Here is a 19,577-nt window from a genome sequence, read left to right as displayed (position 1 = left end):
GGCATGGCAACACTGATTCAGATGAGCTACTTCCTGGCCGCGGTGCTGTTCATCTTCGGGCTCAAGGCCATGAGCTCGCCGAAGACCGCGCGCAAGGGCGTGATGTGGGCCGGCGCCGGCATGGTCCTCGCCGTGGTGGTGACGCTGTTCCACGGCGACATCCACGGGGTGTCGAACTATCTGCTGATCCTCGTCGCCATCGCCATCGGCGGCGGCCTGGCCTGGAGCACCGCCAAGAAGGTGCAGATGACCGAGATGCCGCAGATGGTGGCGCTGTACAACGGCATGGGCGGCGGCTCCGCCGGGGCGATCTCGGCGGTGGCGCTGCTCGAGGCCCAGCGCAGCCTGGCCGCCTCCGGCCACAGCGCGATCTTCCAGCAGCTCGGCGTCGACATCGCCGTGCTGGCGGTGCTCGGCGGGCTCATCGGCTCGGTGGCGTTCTCGGGCTCGCTGATCGCCTGGGCCAAGCTCGACGGCCGCATGAAGCGCAGCAGCCTGGTGCCCGCCCAGCAGGTGGCCAACATCGTGCTGTTCGCCGCCGCGGTGCTCGCCGGCCTGTGGGTGTACTTCAGCGGCGGCGTGTTCCCCATCTTCGCCTTCTTCGCCCTGGCGCTGGCGTTCGGCGTGTTCATGACCGTGCCCATCGGCGGCGCCGACATGCCGGTGGTGATCTCGCTGTTCAACGCCCTCACCGGCCTCGCCGTGGGCTTCGAGGGCTTCGTGCTCGGCAACGCCGCGCTGATCATCGCCGGCACCCTGGTCGGTGCCGCCGGCATGCTGCTCACCCACCTCATGGCCAAGGCCATGAACCGGCCGCTGTCCAACGTGCTGTTCAGCGGCTTCGGCACCCAGGCCACCGCCGCCGCCGGGCCCGAGGGCGAGATGAAGGAAATGGGCGCCGAGGACGCCGCCTACCTCATGGCCTACGCCGACAGCGTCGTCATCGTGCCCGGCTACGGCATGGCCGTCGGCCAGGCCCAGCACAAGATCTGGGAGATGGTCCAGGGCCTGCAGGGCCGCGGCGTGGAGGTGAAGTTCGCCATCCACCCCGTCGCCGGGCGCATGCCCGGGCACATGAACGTGCTCCTCGCCGAGGCCGGCGTGCCCTACGACATGATCTACGACATGGAAGAGATCAACGAGGAGTTCAAGCTCACCGACGTGGCGCTGGTCATCGGCGCCAACGACGTCGTCAACCCGGCGGCCAAGAACGACGAGGCAAGCCCCATCTACGGCATGCCCATCCTCGACGTCGAGGACGCCGAGAATGTGCTCGTGATCAAGCGCGGCCGCGGCACCGGCTTCTCCGGGGTGGAGAACCATCTGTTCTTCGGCGACAAGACCAAGATGGTCTTCGGCGACGCCCAGAAGGTCGCCAGCACCATGGCCGCCACCGTCAAGGACCTCTAGGGCGGCACCTCCAGGGCCGCCCGCCGGGCGGCCCTGGAGGGCCAGTGTTCAGTGTTCAGTTGGCAGTCTTCGATTGGCCGCCCCTAGAGGGAGGCAGCGACCGCCAACTGAACACTGAAAACTGTCCACTGAAAACTTCCCCCCCTACCCCTCGACCGCCAGCGCCCGCTCCAGCACCCGCTGGATGTGCAGACTGTCGTAGTCCTCCAGCGCCACGCTCAGAATGCAGCCGAGAATCTGCCGGGTATCGGTGTCCGGGGGCAGCCGGCGCAGCCGGAGATAGCGGGCGACGCTGAGGCAGGCATCGCCGCAGGGATCATCCGGCGGGCAATGGCCATCCCCTTCAAGACACCGCAGGACGAATCCCTGCTCCAGCCGCTCGGCGGCGAGCTCACGGTCGAGGAGATCCTGCCGCAGAGCCGAAGCGCCTTCCAGGGCTTCCAGCCAGCGCTTGAGACCGTCACGGGAGGCCCGCAACGGGCGCAGCACCTCCGCCTGGAACGCCTCGGTGAGCGCGGCCACATCGCTGGCGGCCTGGCGGGTGACCGCGCCCCCGCCGTGAACCGCGGTCCAGATCAGCGTCAGCAGTGTCGTGACGCTGGTTCCATCGCGTTGCTGCAGGGCGAGACAGCGCTCCGCCATGCCGGGGCGGGTATAGAGCGCCGCAACCCCCGCCCAGGCCGCATCGCCGGCCGACGGCGATTCCGGCTCATCCGTCTCCGAGGTCATGGCGCTTCACGCTCCAGGACCATCATGGCCTCGTTGAGCTGCTGCAGGGTTTCGGTGTCACCCCCCTTGTCGGGATGGTGCCGCTGGGCGAGCTGGCGGTACCGGTGGCGAATGGCCGCCGGCTCGGCCGGCTCTTCCATGCCCAGCACCCGGAGCGCTTCCTGCCGGCGCTCGGAGCCGTTGAGGCGCCGCCAGAAGCCGCTCAGCATGGCTTCCACCGTCGCGGCGTCCATGGCCTCCAGGTTGGCCAGGTCGAGATAATAGCTGCGCAGCGCATCGCCCGCGGCCAGGCCGCGGCCATCGGCCGCATCCCCGCCTGTCGCCAGAGGGCCCACGCCGATGTCCAGGCAATGAATCCGCAGCCACTCCCCCTGCTGCGCAAGCTGCTCCTGCAGCCGGTACAGGCAATGGAACAGCAGGAAGTGGGCCCTGAAAAGCTCCAGCGGCTCGTCCAGGCGTGCCTGGGCGAAGGGCGCAACGTCCCGGCTCTTGAGCTCACCCAGCAGGGCGTGCTCCGTCTGCCCTCCAGGTGCCTGGCGCACGGCCGCGAGTACGGCGGACAGGACGGCGTGTTCCGGTGTGAAATCACTCATCGCGGCAGTATAGCCGGGGAATCCGGTGTCCTGTACCCCGAATTCGTCGGATCAGGACACCGGGGTCTTGACATTGGCGAGGTTATGCACAACGCGCACGGGTGTCGTGTTTCACTCCCCGTTCCACGGCGGCCCTGCCGGAACGGAGCAACAAGCGGAACGTAAATACCTGTTTTATTAGTTTTTTTACGTTCCGGCCAGTTTCTGGACAATTTAAAGCGGCTCCCCGCAGAACAGGAACTTCGGCGTTTCCACACAAGAGTTTCCACAAGTTTATCCACAGGTTCTGTGGATGGGATCCGGAACGCGACGCAACCGCCCCCCGACCGGTAGACTCCCGATACCACGGAATCCGACTACGCAGACAGGCGGCCCATGCCCGATCACCGCGTCATCCAGGTGGCCGTACCGGCCCCCCTGGAGCAGACACTGGACTACCTGCCCGCTTCTCCCGGCCCGCTGCCCGAGCCGGGAACCCGTGTCCGGGTCCCCTTCGGGCGGCGGAGCGTGACCGGCGTGGTCACGGGACACGCAACACAGTCGCGGATACCGGATCACTGCCTGCGGCGCGTGCAGCAGGTGCTCGACGACGCCCCGCTGCTGCCCGCGGAGCTGCTGGAGCTGGGACTGTGGGCCGCCGACTACTATCACTGCCCGCCGGGTGAGGTCCTGGCCGGCTTCCTGCCCGCGCCGCTACGCAAGGGCCAGGCACCCACGCGCCGCCCGCCCGAGTACTGGCAGCTCACGGACGACGGCCGGGCAACCGACACCGGACGACTCCGGCGACGGGCACCGCGCCAGGCGGCCGTGCTGGAGCGCATCGCCGAGAGCCCTGACGGCCTGCCGGTCGCGGCACTGGCGGACCTGGACGGCGACTGGCGGGCGGCGCTGCGCCACCTCCGCGGCCACGGCCTGGTGGCGCCCGCCGCGCCGGCGCCCACGCGCGTCGTCGAGCCACCGGCCCTGAACCAGGCACAGCAGGAAGCGGCCGACGCCATCATTGCCTCCCTGGGGACGTTCACCACCCATCTCCTGGAGGGGGTCACCGGCAGCGGCAAGACGGAGGTCTATCTGGCCGCCGTGGACGCGGCACTGGCGCGCGGCGAGCAGGTGCTGGTGCTGGTGCCCGAGATCGGGCTTACGCCCCAGCTCATCGAGCGCTTCAACGCCCGTGTTCCCGGGCGGGTCGCCGTGCTCCACTCGGGGCTGGCCGACGGCGAACGCCAGGACGCCTGGCTGGCCGCCGCCGACGGCGAGGCGGAGGCCGTCATCGGAACGCGCTCGGCGCTGTTCACGCCCCTGGCGCGACCGGGCCTGATCGTCGTGGACGAGGAGCACGACGCATCCCTCAAGCAGCAGGAGGGGTTTCGCTACCACGCCCGCGACCTGGCGGCGGTGCGCGCCCGCAACCTGGGCATCCCGCTGGTGCTCGGCTCGGCGACGCCGTCGCTGGAGAGCCTCTGCAACGCTCTCGCGGAGCGCTACCGGCTGCTGAGCCTGCCCCGTCGCGCGGGAGCGGCGCAGCCGCCGCGCCTGGAACTGCTGGACATCCGCGGCCAGCCGCTGGACGCCGGGGTCTCCCGCCCGGTCCAGGAACGCATGCGAGCCCACCTGGACGCGGGCGGCCAGGTCCTGCTGTTCCTCAACCGGCGCGGCTACGCACCGGTGCTGTTGTGCCACGACTGCGGCTGGATCGCCGGCTGTCCCCGCTGCGATGCCCGGCTCACCTGGCACCAGGCGGACCGGCGCCTGCGCTGCCATCACTGCGGCCACGAACGCCCGGTGGACCGCCGTTGCCAGGAATGCGGCAGCACCGACCTCCGGGACGTGGGCCAGGGCACGGAGAAGCTGGAGCAGTCCCTCGGCGAACGCTTTCCCGACACCGGCGTCATCCGCATCGACCGGGACAGCACGCGGCGGAAAGGGGCCATGGACGAGCTGCTCGACCAGGCGCGGCAGGGGGAGGGGCGCATCCTCCTGGGCACGCAGATGCTGGCCAAGGGCCATGATCTGCCGGATATCAGCATGGTGGCCATCCTGGACTGCGACCACGGCCTGTTCGGTGCCGACTTCCGGGCACCGGAGCGCATGGCCCAGCTCATCACCCAGGTGGCCGGCCGCGCCGGCCGCCGCGAGCGTCCCGGCGAGGTGCTCATCCAGACGCACCACCCGGAGCATCCGCTGCTGGACACGCTCCTGCGGGAAGGCTACGGCCGGTTCGCCCGCAGCCTCCTCACCCAGCGCCGGGAAGCCGCCCTGCCGCCGTACAGCCACCTGGCCCTGATCCGCGCCGAGGCGGTGGACCAGGACCCGCCGCGCGCGTTCCTGGAGCAGGTCCGCCGCGCAGGGACCGACATGGCCTCCGGCGACGTGCTGCTGATGGGACCCGTCCCCGCCCCCATGGAGCGCCGGGCCGGCCGCTACCGGGCCCAGCTCCTGGTCCAGGCCACCCACCGCGCCCCCCTGCACAGGCTCCTCCGCGCGCTGGTGCCGCGCGCCGCCGAACTGCCGGGAGCGCGGCGCGTGCGCTGGTCCGTGGATGTCGATCCCCAGGACATGCTGTAGCCCCGCGCCACGACGGGATTCCGGCCCCCTGCGCCTCGGCCCCGGATGCCAGGGCGTTCCCGAGAACGACTTCCCGGATCATTGAGGGTTGCTCCATTAGATTGTTCAGTCTAAATTTAGACTGAACAATCTAATGGAGGTGACCATGCACAGCTTCGCGGACGAAGAGGTCGAGGAACTGCTCCGGCAGGTCGCGCTCACCAGCGGATACAATCAGTGGCTGGGAGCGCGCCTGGTTGCGGCCGGCAACGGGCAGGTCGAGGTCGAGCTGCCGGTCCGTGCGGAAATGCTGCAGCATCACGGCTTCGTCCATGGCGGCGTCATCGGCGCGCTCGCCGACAACGCCTGTGCATGGGCTGCCGCCTCCATCGCGGGGGACGTGGTCACGAACTCCTATACACTCCAGTTGCTGGCGCCGACCTCCGCATCGAGGCTCCGTGTCGCCGGCAACGTCATCAAGGCCGGCAAGCGCCATGTCTCCGTGGAGGCAAGGGTCTTCGCGGAGCGGGACGCCGGCGACCCGAAGCTCACGGCGGTGGCACTGGCATCGATCTCCGTTGTCAGCGAAGGGAGCGCCGCATGAACGCCCTTGCCCGCGCTCACCATGATCGGTGCATCCACCACTGGCACGTCGCGGAACGGTCCATGGCATGTTCGCGCTGACGTCCGCCGCATCGCGACAATCCTTTCCCGACCCCGAATCGGCCGCACCCCGACAACGACTGATTCGCGGCGCAACAGCCCTGTTTCAGCGACGCGGCTACCACGCCGTCGGTATCACCGAGATCCTGGAAGCCGCACAAACACCTCGCGGCTCCCTCTACTATCAGTTCCCGGGCGGCAAGCCGGAGCTCGCTTGCCGGTGCATCGACTGGGTCACCGGCGAGGTCGTCAACGGACTGCACAAGGCGAGACACTCCGGCCATCCCGCAGCCGATATCTTCGCTGGTATCGCCACGGCAACCGCGGCATGGCTGGAAGCATCGAACTGGACTGAAGGCTCGCTCCTCGCCGCGCTGACGCAGGGGACTTCCCCGGAAGACACGGCACTCGCCGATGCGCTCGCCCATGCGTACCGGCGGATCCGGCGGGAGATCGCCACGATACTGGCGCTTGATGACATGCAGCGCCCCGAAGAAACCGCCGATTCCATCGTTGCGAATCTGGAAGGCGCGACGATTCTGGCCCGCGCCCTGCAATCCCGCGAGCCGCTGCTGCTGGCGGCAGAATCCATCCGGCACCGCCTCGAGTCCAACTGAGCCGGACAGCCGAACCCGCATTACGGCGCCGATTGCTGCCGGCTGATCCCGGGACCGGCCACGCCGATTTGTGGGCAAGGCCGCGAACCGGGATAATACGCGCCCACACCCTGACCGACGGCCCGTTCACGACCCATGAAAGAGAAACTTCGCAGCCTTGTCGCCCGCGCCGTGGACCAGCTCGGCCGCGACGGTACACTGCCCGCCGACACGCAGGTGGAGATCCAGGTTGAGCGTGCCCGCGACAAGGGTCACGGCGACTATGCCGTGAACACCGCCATGGTCCTGGCCAAGCAGGCCGGCATGAAGCCCCGGGAGCTGGCCGAGCGCCTGGTCGCCGCCCTGCCGGACGATCCCGGCGTCGCCGGGATCACCATCGCCGGTCCGGGGTTCATCAACTTCGAGATCACCCAGGAGGCGGCGTACGCTGCCGTGCGCGATGCCCTGGCCGAGGGCGCGGCCTACGGCCGCAGCAAGCTGGGCGCGGGGCAGCGGATCAACCTGGAGTTCGTCTCCGCCAATCCCACCGGGCCGCTGCACGTGGGCCACGGGCGCGGAGCCGCCTTCGGCGGGGCGCTGGCCAGCCTGCTGGCCGCCGCCGGCTACGACGTCCACCGGGAGTACTACGTCAACGACGCCGGCCGCCAGATGGACATCCTGGCCACCAGCGTATGGCTGCGGTACCTGGAGCACCAGGGCGAGTCCCTGCGCCTGCCGGACAACGCCTACCGCGGCGACTACGTCCGCGGGATCGCCCGGAAGCTCGCCGGGGAGAAGGGCGATACGCTGCTGCAGCCGGCCGAGGTGGTCATGGCCGAGCTGCCCCTGGACGGCTCGGAGGGCGGCGACAAGGAAGAGTACATCGACACCCTGGTGACCCGGTGCAAGACGCTGCTGGGGCCGGAGGCCTTCGCCGGCGTGTTCCAGCTCGCCCTGGACACGGTGCTGGAAGACATCCGCGACGACCTCGCCGCCTTCGGCGTCACCTACGACGAGTGGTTCTCGGAGCGCTCGCTCACCGACACCGGCGCCGTGGAACGGGCCCTGGAACGGCTGGACGAGGCCGGCCATCTCTACGAGGCGGACGGGGCCGTATGGTTCCGCTCCAGCGCATTCGGCGACGAGAAGGACCGCGTGGTCCGCCGGGACAACGGGGCGACCACGTACTTCGCCTCGGACATCGCCTACCACCTGGACAAGCTCGAGCGCGGCTACGGGCACTGCATCGACGTCTGGGGCGCCGACCACCACGGCTACGTCCCGCGGGTCCACGCCGCGCTCCGCGCCCTGGACCGCGATCCGGAGCAGCTCGACATCCGCCTGGTGCAGTTCGCCATTCTCTACCGGGGCAGCGAGCGCATGCCGATGTCCACGCGCTCCGGGCAGTTCGTCACCCTGCGGGAGCTGCGCGAGGACGTGGGCGCGGACGCGGCGCGCTTCTTCTACGTCATGCGCAAGCCGGAGCAGCATCTGGATTTCGATCTGGAACTGGCCAAGTCGGAATCCAGCGACAATCCGGTGTACTACATCCAGTACGCCCACGCCCGCATCTGCAGCGTCCTGGTGCAGATGCGCGAGAAGGGGCTGAGTCACGATCCCGACAATGGCGACCGGCACCTGACCCGGCTCACGGAGTCCCACGAGACGGAGCTGGTCAGCGCCATCGGCCGCTACCCGGAGCTCATCGAGCTCGCCGCCCGGGCACGGGAGCCGCACCAGCTCGCCCACTACCTCCGGGAGCTGGCCAGCCACGTGCATACCTACTACAACGCGCACCAGTTCCTGGTCGAGGATCCGGATCTGCGCGACGCGCGCCTGAACCTCGTTCTCGCCGCACGGCAGGTGATTCGCAACGGACTCGGGCTTCTGGGCGTCTCCGCCCCGGAAGCCATGTAACGGACAGGAATCCCCATGGCCAACAGCAAGCGCACCGGTGCCCGGCGCAAGCCACAGTCCCGCAAGGCCAGCAACCAGCGCCCCGGCGCCTGGGTGCTGTTCCTCAGCGGGCTGATCCCGGGCCTGTTCGTGGCACTCCTGGTTCACCTCCATCACGCCAACGACGGCGGCCTCACCGGCGTCACGCCCGCAGGCCAGGCCGGGGAGCAGCCGCGCGAGACGGGAGACCGCGGCGGCCGGGACGATCAGCCGCGATTCGAGTTCTACGAGCTCCTCTCGGAGATGGAGGTGGTCGTCCCCGAGGAGTCCGAAGGCGGGGGCGGGGGCACGCCCGAGGCCGCCGGCGCGATGCCGGAGGCAACCACGGCACCGGAGCCGACGGATGCACCGGCCGAGGCCGGGACACCGGGCGACGATGGCGCACGCTACATGGTCCAGGCCGGATCGTTCCGCACCCACGAGGATGCCGACCGGCTCAAGGCCCGGCTCGCCCTGATCGGCGTCCAGGCCGAGATCCAGAGCGTGGAGGTCGACGGCGGCGAGACCTGGCACCGGGTCCGCGTCGGCCCGTTCGCCGACCGCGAGCGCGTCGACTCGGTGCGCGACCGGCTGCAGGACGAGGACGTCGACAGCATCCTGCTGCGGCTGCGCGGCTGAGCCTAGTGTCCCGTCCGGGGTCAGGACGGCGGCGCCGCGTCGCCCTTCATGCGCTGCACGGACTCCGGCGGAAGCGTCAGGCCGACGCCCCAGCCCGGGTTCACCACGATCCCCATGCCCGCCCAGGTGGCGTGCACGGCCCAGGCGAAGGACACCTCCACGGCGAAGGCGAACGCGGGATTCTGCTCGGTCATGGGGTAGCCCCGGGCAGGCGCGGTGAATACCGCCAGGAGCCCCTCGCCGGCCGCTCCCTCCAGAACCAGCGGACGCACCCCTTCCGGGTGCTCGGTATCGGCGAACTCCTGGTCCACCAGCAGGGCCACCTGCGCCCGGGCCAGCTGCTCCAGGAAGGACAGGCTGTCCGTCTCGCCTTCCTGCGCGGCGACCAGCCCGCGCTCCAGGTCATTGATGGGCTCGAAGGTCTCGAACCGTGGGTCGATGGAGCCGTCTTCAGCCATGGCGGCCTCCGGGTTGATCGGGGACGTAGCCGCCGGGCGCAGGACCGGGATTCCGACGGGGACCCCGGCCGCTTCCTCCGCCCGGCGGCCTACAGGGAGCGCTTGTTGCCGGTACGGAACAGCTCGCGCTTGTCGCGGTACAGCGCGGAGATGTCTTCCTCGCCGTAGCCGGCCTCCATCAGGCGCTCGTAGTGCTTGAGGGTCATCTCCACCACCGGCAGGGCGACGCCCATGTTGTCGAGCATCTGCCGGCAGATGGTCAGGTCCTTGTGGTGGAGGCCCAGCTTGAAGCCCGGCTCGAAGGTATCGTTGACCATGGTCGGCCCGCGCATCTGCAGGAACCAGTTGCCGGCGGCGCCGCCGCTGACCACCTCGATGACCTTGTCCATGTCGAGCCCGGAGGTCTGGCCGAAGGCCAGGGCCTCGGTGACCGCCTGGTTGATGCCGGCGACCATGATCTGGTTGACGGCCTTGGTCGCCTGCCCGGAGCCGACCTCGCCCATGTGCGTCGCGCTCTTGCCCATGGCGTCGAAGGCCGGCTGCAGGCGCTGGAACACGTCCGCATCGCCGCCCACCATGAACACCAGCTGGCCGTTCTGGGCCCCCTCCTTGCCGCCGGAGACCGGCGCATCCAGGAACTCCACGCCGGAGGTGGCCAGCTTCGCGGCCGCCTGCTTGGCGGTGTCCACGGCGATGGTGGAGGTGTCCACCACGGTCTTGCCCGACGCCAGCCCGGAGGCCATGGCGTCCATGACCGCGAGCACGTCCTCGTCCCGGGAGACACAGGTGACGATCACGTCGCAAGCGCTCGCCAGGGCCGCCGGGTCCGCGGCCGCCTCGACACCCAGCTCCCCGGCGATGGCCTGCGCCTTGTCCGGGGTCCGGTTCCACACCGCCTGCAGCAGGCCGGCCTTGTGCAGGTTTCTCGCCATGCCCGTGCCCATGGCACCCATTCCGATGACGCCGACATTCATGCCTGCTCCCTCCTTTCGTTTCGTTGCGCCGCACCCGGCGGCGGATCAGTCTTCAAGATAGGTGTAGCCGGCCAGCCCCGCCTCCAGCAGCGTCAGGCACTCCTGCCGCTGCGCCGCATCCAGGCCGGCGGCCGCGACCCGCTCGCGGTAGGCGGTCATGAGCCGGTCGCGGTCGAAATGCACGTAGCGCAGCACGTCCGCGACCGTATCGCCGGGCACCGGGTCGCTGAGCCGGTAGCCGTCGCCTTCGCGGTGCACGTTGATGGCGGCGGTGTCGCCGAACAGATTATGCATATCACCGAGGATCTCCTGATAGGCGCCGACCAGGAAGATGCCCAGCCGGTACGGCTCGCCGGGCCGGAACGGCGGCAGCGGCAGCGTACTCTCCACCCCCTGGCCGTCGACGTAGTAGTGGACGCTGCCGTCGGAGTCGCAGGTCAGGTCCTGGAGGACGGCGCGGGCGGTCGGCCGGCGATCGAGACCGGACAGCGGCAGCACCGGGAAGATCTGGTCGATGGCCCACACGTCGGGCATGGACTGGAAGATCGACAGGTTGCAGAAGAGCTTGTCGGCGAGCTTCTCGTTGAGATCGTCCAGCACTTCGCGGTGGTTGCGCACCGCCGGATCGAGCTGCCCCCGCACCTCCCGGCAGATGGCGGTGTAGAGCTCCTCCGCCCGGGCGCGCTGCTGGAGGTTCAGCACGCCGTGGGTATACATGGCCTGGGCCTCCTGGAGGCCGTTGACGGCATCGTGGTAGCGCTCCACCGGGGAGCGCCCGGACCCGCCGTCCAGGCTGCGCCAGAGATCACGCAGGATCTGCGGGGCGTCGGCGCCCGGCGCGTCCGCTTGCGTCGGCTCCAGGCGATCCCGGTCGATGACGTTGGTGAGCAGCACCGCGTGATGGGCCGTGAGGGCGCGGCCGGACTCCGAGATGATGTCGGGGTGGGGCAGGTCGTGCTCCGTGCAGATCTCCGTGAGCGCGTGCACCACGTTGCCGGCGTACTCGGAGAGGCTGTAGTTCATGGAGCAGAAGTTGCGCGAGCGGGTGCCCTCGTAGTCCACGCCCAGGCCGCCGCCCACGTCCACGGTGGTCACCGGGATGCCCATGGCGCGCAGCTCCGCGTAGTAGCGGGCGGCCTCCCGCAGGCCCCGGCGGATATCCCGGACGTTGGGGATCTGCGAGCCCAGGTGGAAGTGCAGCAGCTCCATGGCATGGCTCATGCCGGCCTCGCGCAGGCGCTCGACGACGGCCAGGGCCTGGGAGGCGCTGAGCCCGAACTTGGACTTCTCGCCGCCGGTGTTCTGCCACTTGCCGGCGCCGATGGAGGCGAGCCGCACCCGCATCCCCAGCCGCGGGGTCAGGCCCAGCCGCCGGGCCTCGGCCAGGACCAGCTCCACCTCGCTGTGCTTCTCCAGCACGATGCGCACGTCCAGGCCCAGCTGCTGGCCCAGCAGGGCCAGGCGCACGTACTCGCGATCCTTGTAGCCGTTGCAGATGACCGTGCCGCCGGGCGGTGCCAGGGCAAGCACGGCCATGAGCTCGGGCTTGCTGCCGGCCTCCAGGCCGACGCGCTCGCCGCCCCGGGCCAGGATCTCCTCCACCACGCGGCGCTGCTGGTTGACCTTGATCGGGTACACGGCCGTGTAGCGGCCCTGATAGGCATCCGCGTCCATGGCGGAGCGGAAGGCATCGCACAGGCGCTCGACCCGGTCATGGAGGATGTCCACGAAGCGCACCAGCACGGGCAGGGACAGCCCGGCCGCCTGCACCTGGTCCGCCAGGCCGGCCAGGTCGATGCCCGGGCCGTGGGACGTACCGCGGGGATGGACGACGACATGGCCGCCGTCGTCGATGTCGAAATAGCCGCTGCCCCAGTGCGCGGTGTTGTACAGCTCCCGCGCCTGCTGGATGGTCCACTCGCCCATGGTGCCGCCGTACCCTGATTCGCGCTGCCTGATGCGGCTCTCCGGCGGCAAGCCGGAGAGCCGCATCAGGGTAACACCATCAGGTCCGGAAGCGCCCTGCCATCTCGCGCAGCTCGCCGGCCAGCCGGGCCAGCTCCTGGTTGGCCTCGCCCACCTGCTCGTTGGACGCCGCGTTCTCGCGGGCGATCTCGCTGAGGCGCGTGATGCTCTGGTTCATGCTGTCCGCGGTGGTGCTCTGCTCCTCGGCCGCACTGGCGATCTGGGTGTTCATGTCCGAGATCTCGGAGACCGTGGTGCTCAGCGTCTCCAGGGCGGCCCCGGCCTCGCCGGCCTGGGTCACGCTGGTCTCCGCCTGCTGCCGGCTCTCCTGCATCACGGCCACGCTCTCGTCGGCGCCGCCCTGGAGCTTCTCGATCATCTCCTCGATCTCGCGGGCGGACGACTGCGTGCGGCTGGCCAGGCTGCGGACCTCGTCGGCGACCACCGCGAAGCCGCGCCCGTGCTCGCCGGCCCGGGCCGCCTCGATGGCCGCGTTCAGGGCCAGCAGGTTGGTCTGCTCGGAGACCTCCTGGATCACCGACAGCACCTTGGTGATGCCGTCGGTCTGCCCCTTGAGCTCGCCGATGACCCGCACGGCGCGCTCCACGGCATCGGACAGCCGGCTGATGGACTGGGTGGTCTCGTCCACCACCGCCTTGCCCTGGGACGCCGCGTCGCGGCCGCTGTTGGCCAGCTCCGCCGCATGCTGGGTATTCTTCGCCACCTCCTGCACGGTGGTGGCCATCTCGTTGACCGCCGCGGCCACCTCTTCCGACTCACTCTGCTGGCGCCGGCTGGCGTCCTGGCTGGCCTGGCTCAGCTGCTCCAGGCGCGTGGACTGCTGCTGGACGCCGTTGGCCGTCTCCACGATGGCGCGGATCATGTCCTGGAACGTCTCCATCATGCGGTTGAAGGCGTCCGCCGTGCGGCCCAGCTCGTCGTCGCGCCCGGTGTGGATACGCATGCTCAGGTCGCCGGTCTGGCTGGCCTCGCCGCTCATGCTCTCCATCTGCCGGCGCATCTGGCCCAGGGGCTTGAGCACGCGCTGCACCGTCCGCAGGCCGAAGACCGCCAGCAGGCCGACCACCACCAGAGTGACCACGATGATGGTGTTGCGCCCGGCCGCCGCCAGCGTGTGCGCCTGGTCGGCGGCGTCATCGGCCTCGGCCGTGACGTAGTCTTCCAGCGCGCCCATGGCGTCGGTCATGGATGCCTTGGCCGCACGCACCTCGTCCAAGGCCGCCGCCTCTTCCGCGCCCAGCTCCAGCTGCTGCTGCCGCAGGGCGTAGACGGACGCGTCGCCCCCGACCATGAGCTCGCCGAGCTCGACGACGATGTCGTGGAGCCGGGAAGCGCTTTCCTTCTGGCCCGCGCTGGTCCACTGGGAATCCCGGATCTTGGCGGCGGATTGCTTCGCCAGGTTGATCTGCTGGCTGATCTGGTTGTGGCGCATGCTGGTCAGCAGGTACGGATCATCCACCAGCTGCAGGTTGCGGCCCAGGCTGGCCAGCTGCCCCACGGCGATGCGGATGTCGTTGCTCAGGCCCACCACGTCCAGGCGCTTCTCCACCAGCGCCTCGACGAGCATCGGCGGGAGCTCGCGCGTGTCACCGCCGACCCGCTCCAGCTCCTGGCGCAGGTCCCGCTCCTGGCGGACCCGACGCAGCACGGCCTGGCCGGCCATGCGCTCCGAGGCCACCATGACCTCGCGGATCTTCTCGTCCATCGTGTCCACCCGCGCCTGGATCTGCTCCAGGCGCTCCAGGTACCGGGTGCGCGCCTGCTCCAGGCGCCGGTCCGCGGCCACCAGCTCCTGATAGCCGGCGTCCAGGCCGTCGGCGAGCCGGCGGGCCTCGCCGTCCAGCTGCTCGAGATCGGCGCTGGCCTGCCGGTACGCCGCTTCCAGCTCTTCCAGGGACGTCACGCCGTCGAGATCGGCCGTCGCCTCGGCGGCGAGCAGCTCGGCGTGGCGCTCGCCGAACTCGGCCATGACGTTGGCCACGTCGGCGCGGGCCACCTGGCTGGGCATGACGTCGTCCAGGATATAGTCCTGGGTGGTCACCAGCCGGGCGTTGGACAGCAGGGCCACCGCGGCCAGCCCGAGGGCGGCGATGATCGCCGCGCCGAACAGCCCCAGAAGCATGGCGCGAATACTCAGTTGCAGGCGCATGGGCATCATCCTCAGAACAGGTCCGACCAGTCGAGCAGCTCAAACTCCCCGTCCTGGATGCGAGTGGGCCAGATGGTGTCACTGGCCTGGTGGTCGTCCGGCCCCAGGCTGAGGGTCTCGCCCACGCCGATGTCGAACTCGCCCAGCGAGAGCAGGCCGTCGATGACGTCCTCGCGGCCGGGGTCGTCGCCGGCGGCCCGCAGCCCCTTCACGAAGGTGCGCGCGGCCAGGTAGCCCTCCAGGGAGATGAAGTTCGGCGACAGCTCGTCGTCGTAGGCTGCCAGGGCCTCGCGATAGTCGCTCACCGCGGGCAGGTCGGCGTCGTGGGGCGGCACCACCTGCGTCACCACCACGCTCTCGGCCATCTCCGGGTCCAGGGCATCGCGCAGGGCATGGCTGCCGACGAAAGACACGGCGAGAAAGACAGTGTCCGGAAGATCCCAGTAGGCTTCCTTGATGAACTCGGAGATGGGCCCGTAGGTGCCCACCATGATGATGGCCCGGGGCTCGCGCTCGGCCTCGAGGATAGTGGCCAGGCCGTGGTGGATATTGGTGGTGCCGCGGGTGTAGCGACCGTGCGCCAGCCTTCCCGGATTGGCCACGTCGTGGTTCTTCAAGGCGGCCATGGCCCCGGAGTGGCCGGCGTCGCCGAAACCGTCGTTCTGGGTGAAGAAGGCGATCTCCTCGGGGTCGATCCCGGCCTCCAGCAGCCCGTCCACCATGGCCGCCGTTTCCTGGTGATAGGATGCGCGGAAGTTGATCACGTAGCGATCCGGCGGGTCCTTGCGCAGGACGCCGGCACCGGTGAAGGCGCCGAACAGCAGCGTCTCGTGCCGGTTGTGGATGGGAATCGTGACGATGGCCGTCGGCGTGCCCACGTTGCCCACCGAGGCGAGGATGTCCTCCTCCTCGATGAGCTCCCGGGTGGCCGGCGCCGACCGCGACGGCTCGTAGCCGTCGTCCCGGGTGACCAGGGTCAGCTCCTCGCCGTGGACACCGCCCTCGGCGTTCACCTCGCGGAAGTGCGCCTGGATACCGGCGCGCATGCTGGTGCCCAGCGTCTCGGCCGCACCGGAGAGCGGCGCGACCATGCCGATGCGCAGCTCGGCGGAAGCCAGTGTCGGTACCAGGCAGAGCAGTAGCGGCAGGGCGGCCTGCCAGTGTTGTCCCCGGGCCATGAATGCTCCTCGCAATGATGATGTCCGTTATCTCGGTTATCGGCCGGGCACTCGTACCCATGAGCACGGGAGCACATTTCTGCGACGGGTTTCGCAGAATGCCCCCTGGCCCCGGGACCGGTCGTTGCCGGCCGTCACGACCTGGCATCCGCCGGGCAGTTTCCGCATAATCCCGCCCGGCGGCGCGGGCCGATGCAGGCGCAACGCAGCGCTGGCGACGCTGTGAGCCTCCCTTTGGGGCGCGGCATGGGTTACAGGACACTAGAGAGAGGACCATGGGACTGGATAGCAAGCGCTGGTTCAGCGAGCCGTTTGCCGACGAGGGCATCGCCTTCTCGCTGGAGGTCACGGACAAGCTGCACGAGGAGCACACCCCGTTCCAGACCATCCAGGTCTACGAGACCACGCGGTGGGGACGGCTGATGGTGATCGACGGCTGCGTCATGCTCACCAGCCGCGACAACTTCACCTACCACGAGATGATGGCCCACCCGGTGCTGTTCACCCATCCGGACCCGCGTAACGTGGTCATCATCGGCGGCGGCGACTGCGGCATGCTGCAGGAGGTGCTCAAGCACCCGGAGGTGGAGCGCTGCACCCAGGTGGACATCGACGCCGGCGTCACGCGTGCGGCCGAGCGCTTCTTCCCGGAGCTGTGCCGCGCCAACGACGATCCGCGTGCCGAGCTGCGCTTCGAGAACGGTCTGGAGTACATCAAGGGCCTGCCGGCCGGCAGCGTCGACGTGCTGATCGTCGACAGCACCGACCCCGTCGGCCCGGCCGAGGGGCTGTTCGGCGAGGCGTTCCTACGGGACGTCCACCGCGCCCTGCGCAACGACGGACTGATGGTCCAGCAGAGCGAGTCGCCGATCCTGCACCTGGACACCCTGCTCCGGGACCTCCACACGGCCCTGCGCGGCGCCGGCTTTGCCCGCGTGGTCACCCTGCAGTACCCGGTGTGCAGCTATCCCTCGGGCTGGTGGTCCGCCACCATGGCGGGCAAGGGGGCGGACCTGACGCGGTTCCGCGAGTGCGACGCCCGGGACAAGCCCTTCGCCACCCGCTACTACAACGCCGACATCCACCGCGGCGCCCTGGCGGTCCCTGAGTTCTGCCGGGAACTATTGACCGACCAGTAGGAGCGACGTCAGTCGCGATGGTTCCAGAGCGTCGGACCGGGTCGCGAGTTACCTCGCTCCTGCGGCGGGGTCCACGGCCCTGCACCCAGCAGCCGTCGCGGCTGAAGCCGCTCCCACAGGATTCTGCACCAGGCATCACCCAAGCCGCGTAGGAGCGGCTTCAGCCGCGACCATTCCAGGGCGGCAGGCATGGTCGCGAGTTACCTCGCTCCTACGGCGGCGTGCACGGGACGACGGGCGGAGGTGTTTGTGGGAGGGGCTTCAGCCCCGACCCACCCCCAGCAGCCGCTTCAGCAGCGCTGTGTCCAGATGTGCCTCCACCTGGTCCGCCAGCCGGTCCAGCTCGGCCTCGCGGTGGGCAGCGTAGTCCACGGCCCCGGCGGCGCGGAGGCCGGCGCGGGCGAGCAGGGCATTGGCCGCCTCCGGGTGGTCGAACAGCCCGTGCACGTAGCAGCCGAACACCCGGCCGTCATCGCTCACGGCGCCGTCGGCGCGTCCGCCCAGATCCACCAGGGGGTGCTGCAGGCCGGCACCCGCGGTGACGCCGTTGTGGATCTCGTAGCCCCGCAGCGGCACGCCTTCCGGCTCCAGGGTGCCGGTGACATCACGGAGCTGCTTGCCGGCAACCAGGCGCGTCTCCAGGTCCAGCAGGCCGAGACCGGGTGTCTCGCCCGGCTCGCCCTCCAGCCCGTCGGGATCGGCCACCATGCGGCCCAGCATCTGGTAGCCGCCACAGATACCGAGGACGCGGCCGCCGTAGCGCAGATGCCGCTGGAGCGCCGCATCCCACCCCTGCTCGCGGAGCCAGGCGAGATCCGTGCGGGTGCTCTTGCTGCCGGGCAGGATGACGAGATCCGCCGGCGGCGGATCCCGGTCGGGACCCGCGAACTCCAGGTGAACCCCGGGGTGCAGCCGCAGGGGATCGAAGTCGTTGTGGTTGCTCATGCGCGGCAGCGCCGGCACCACCACCCGCAGGGCGTCCTCGCCGGGGTCGCGCCCGGTCCGGCCGATGCTGTCCTCGGCATCCAGGACCAGCCCCGGCAGGAACGGCAGCACGCCGGCCACCGGCACGCCGGTGTGCTTCCGGAGCCAGTCCAGGCCGCTGTCGAGAAGCGCCGGATCGCCGCGGAAGCGGTTGATGACGAACCCCCGGATACGGGCGCGCTCGCTGGCGGAGATCAGCTCCAGGGTGCCCACCAGCTGGGCGAAGACGCCGCCCCGGTCGATGTCGCCGACCAGCAGCACCGGGCAGTCCGCCGCCTCGGCAAAACCCATGTTGGCGATGTCGTTGTCGCGCAGATTGATCTCGGCGGGGCTGCCGGCGCCCTCGGCGATGATGACGTCGTGGCGCGCCGCCAGCGCCCGCCAGGCCTCCATGACCGCTTCCCGGGCGCGGGCCTTGAAACCGTGATAGTCCACGGCGTCCATATTGCCGTACACCCGCCCGCGCAGGATCACCTGGGCGCCGCGGTCGCTCTGGGGCTTGAGCAGCACCGGGTTCATGTCGCTGTGGGGATCCACGCCACAGGCCAGCGCCTGCAGGGCTGTGGAGCGGCCGATCTCGCCGCCGTCCACGGTCACGGCGCTGTTCAGCGCCATGTTCTGGGGCTTGAACGGGGCCACGGCCACGCCGCGGCGGGCCAGCCACCGGCACAACGCCGCCACCACCGTGCTCTTGCCGGCGTCGGAGGTGGTGCCCTGGATCATGAGTGTCGGCATGGATGGCGTCTCAATGCTCGCAGGCTGACAGGAAGACCGGCATGGATCGCACCCGTCATGGATGATCGTGGTTGCCGGCAAATCGGGGCTGAAGCCCCTCCCACGAGAACCGGCACAGCATCAATGTGGGAGGGGCTTCAGCCCCGACTGGCGTCCCGTTGAAGCGGTCTGCAATGGTCGCGACTCACGTCGCTCCTACAGGCGCTTCTCCAGCCCGCGTCCCGGCCACGCCCGGGTGCGCGACACCGCGGTCACATCTCCACGCCCTTCTGGGCGCGGACACCGCCGTCCTTGAAGGCGTGCTTGACGGCCTGCATCTCGGTCACCGTGTCGGCGATCTCGATGAGCTCGGGCCGGGCATTACGCCCGGTCACCACCACGTGCTGCATCTCGGGCCGGGCCATGAGGTCGTCGAGCACCCGGTCCAGCTCCAGGTACTCGTGGCGCAGGACGTTGTTGAGCTCGTCGAACAGCACCAGGCCGTAGGCCGGATCCTGCAGCATGGCGGCCGCCTTCTCCCAGGCCCCGGCGGCAGCCGCCTCGTCACGGGCCCGGTCCTGCGTATCCCAGGTGTAGCCTTCGCCCATCACGTGGTAGGTCACGTCGGGGTGGTTACCCAGGAACGTATGCTCGCCGGTGGCGAAGGCCCCCTTGATGAACTGCACGATGCCCACCTTCATGCCGTGGCCCAAGGCGCGGGTGACCATGCCGAAGCCGGAGCTGCTCTTGCCCTTGCCGGGCCCGGTGAGCACCACCAGAACCCCCTTGTCCTGCTGGGCCCGGGCGATGCGCTCGTCGATGGCGCGCTTCTTCTTCGCCATGCGCGCGGCGTGGCGTTCGGGATCCTTGGCATTCTGACGCATGG

The 19,577-nt window shown here is 69.7% G+C and carries 15 protein-coding genes and 1 pseudogene; 7 read left to right on the top strand and 9 right to left on the bottom strand.

All coding sequences use genetic code 11. The features are described 5' to 3' along the window. The first annotated feature begins 3 nt into the window (after nt 1–3). A complete protein-coding gene (locus QWY84_RS03975) occupies nt 4–1,410 on the top strand; it encodes an NAD(P)(+) transhydrogenase (Re/Si-specific) subunit beta (RefSeq protein ID WP_290201156.1) in 1,407 nt (468 codons plus the stop codon). A 144-nt stretch (nt 1,411–1,554) separates the two neighbouring features. On the opposite strand, the gene QWY84_RS03970 is transcribed toward QWY84_RS03975, so the two are convergent. Together QWY84_RS03970 and QWY84_RS03965 are read right to left on the bottom strand one after the other, a co-directional pair. Beyond that, on the bottom strand, nt 1,555–2,139 hold the full coding sequence (locus QWY84_RS03970; RefSeq protein WP_290201155.1) for a TIGR02444 family protein: 585 nt from the start codon (nt 2,137–2,139) through the stop codon (nt 1,555–1,557). Further along, complete coding sequence (locus QWY84_RS03965; RefSeq protein WP_290201154.1) at nt 2,136–2,732, bottom strand: DNA-J related domain-containing protein; 597 nt, start codon at nt 2,730–2,732, stop codon at nt 2,136–2,138. Before QWY84_RS03965 ends, QWY84_RS03970 begins: the two co-directional genes overlap by 4 nt. Nucleotides 2,733–3,107: 375 nt before the next feature. On the opposite strand from QWY84_RS03965, the gene QWY84_RS03960 reads away from it, so the two are divergent. The 5 genes from QWY84_RS03960 to QWY84_RS03940 all read left to right on the top strand — a co-directional run bounded on the left by QWY84_RS03960 (nt 3,108) and on the right by QWY84_RS03940 (nt 9,109). Continuing rightward, nucleotides 3,108–5,297, top strand: a complete 2,190-nt coding sequence (locus tag QWY84_RS03960; protein ID WP_290201153.1) for a primosomal protein N' — start codon at nt 3,108–3,110, stop codon at nt 5,295–5,297. A gap of 145 nt (nt 5,298–5,442) precedes the next feature. Then, the gene (locus QWY84_RS03955; protein ID WP_290201152.1) at nt 5,443–5,880 is read left to right on the top strand and encodes a PaaI family thioesterase; all 438 of its coding nucleotides are present in this window, start codon (nt 5,443–5,445) and stop codon (nt 5,878–5,880) included. A gap of 67 nt (nt 5,881–5,947) precedes the next feature. Next, a complete protein-coding gene (locus QWY84_RS03950; protein WP_290201151.1) occupies nt 5,948–6,556 on the top strand; it encodes a TetR/AcrR family transcriptional regulator in 609 nt (202 codons plus the stop codon). Nucleotides 6,557–6,691: 135 nt separating this feature from the next. Then, nucleotides 6,692–8,452, top strand: a complete 1,761-nt coding sequence (argS, locus tag QWY84_RS03945; RefSeq protein WP_290201150.1) for an arginine--tRNA ligase — start codon at nt 6,692–6,694, stop codon at nt 8,450–8,452. A gap of 15 nt (nt 8,453–8,467) precedes the next feature. Further along, a complete protein-coding gene (locus QWY84_RS03940; RefSeq protein ID WP_290201149.1) occupies nt 8,468–9,109 on the top strand; it encodes an SPOR domain-containing protein in 642 nt (213 codons plus the stop codon). 20 nt (nt 9,110–9,129) lie between these two features. Here QWY84_RS03940 and QWY84_RS03935 read toward each other — a convergent pair whose 3' ends face one another. The 5 genes and pseudogenes from QWY84_RS03935 to QWY84_RS03915 all read right to left on the bottom strand — a co-directional run bounded on the left by QWY84_RS03935 (nt 9,130) and on the right by QWY84_RS03915 (nt 15,854). After that, complete coding sequence (locus tag QWY84_RS03935; protein ID WP_290201148.1) at nt 9,130–9,567, bottom strand: SseB family protein; 438 nt, start codon at nt 9,565–9,567, stop codon at nt 9,130–9,132. Between the two features lie 89 nt (nt 9,568–9,656). After that, nucleotides 9,657–10,547 (bottom strand): annotated as a pseudogene (locus QWY84_RS03930) (NAD(P)-dependent oxidoreductase); the annotation flags it as partial. Between the two features lie 39 nt (nt 10,548–10,586). Then, the gene (gene speA, locus QWY84_RS03925) at nt 10,587–12,467 is read right to left on the bottom strand and encodes a biosynthetic arginine decarboxylase (protein WP_290202669.1); all 1,881 of its coding nucleotides are present in this window, start codon (nt 12,465–12,467) and stop codon (nt 10,587–10,589) included. A gap of 79 nt (nt 12,468–12,546) precedes the next feature. After that, complete coding sequence (locus tag QWY84_RS03920; protein WP_290201147.1) at nt 12,547–14,676, bottom strand: methyl-accepting chemotaxis protein; 2,130 nt, start codon at nt 14,674–14,676, stop codon at nt 12,547–12,549. Between the two features lie 11 nt (nt 14,677–14,687). Next, the gene (locus tag QWY84_RS03915) at nt 14,688–15,854 is read right to left on the bottom strand and encodes an ABC transporter substrate-binding protein (protein ID WP_290201146.1); all 1,167 of its coding nucleotides are present in this window, start codon (nt 15,852–15,854) and stop codon (nt 14,688–14,690) included. A gap of 275 nt (nt 15,855–16,129) precedes the next feature. Here QWY84_RS03915 and speE point away from each other — a divergent pair, with 275 nt between their 5' ends. Beyond that, on the top strand, nt 16,130–16,993 hold the full coding sequence (gene speE, locus QWY84_RS03910; RefSeq protein WP_290201145.1) for a polyamine aminopropyltransferase: 864 nt from the start codon (nt 16,130–16,132) through the stop codon (nt 16,991–16,993). 261 nt (nt 16,994–17,254) lie between these two features. On the opposite strand, the gene QWY84_RS03905 is transcribed toward speE, so the two are convergent. Both QWY84_RS03905 and cobO read right to left on the bottom strand, forming a co-directional pair. Then, entirely contained in the window at nt 17,255–18,712 is a 1,458-nt protein-coding gene (locus QWY84_RS03905; protein ID WP_290201144.1) for a cobyric acid synthase, read from the bottom strand. 251 nt (nt 18,713–18,963) lie between these two features. Then, nucleotides 18,964–19,575, bottom strand: coding sequence for a cob(I)yrinic acid a,c-diamide adenosyltransferase (cobO, locus tag QWY84_RS03900; protein WP_290201143.1), 612 nt, complete (start codon nt 19,573–19,575; stop codon nt 18,964–18,966). Nucleotides 19,576–19,577: the final 2 nt, after the last annotated feature.

The organism is Aquisalimonas lutea (assembly GCF_030409225.1).
GTDB lineage: Bacteria > Pseudomonadota > Gammaproteobacteria > Nitrococcales > Aquisalimonadaceae > Aquisalimonas > Aquisalimonas lutea.
Note: the sequence above shows the minus strand (reverse complement) of the source record. Positions and strands in the feature narration are given on the sequence as shown.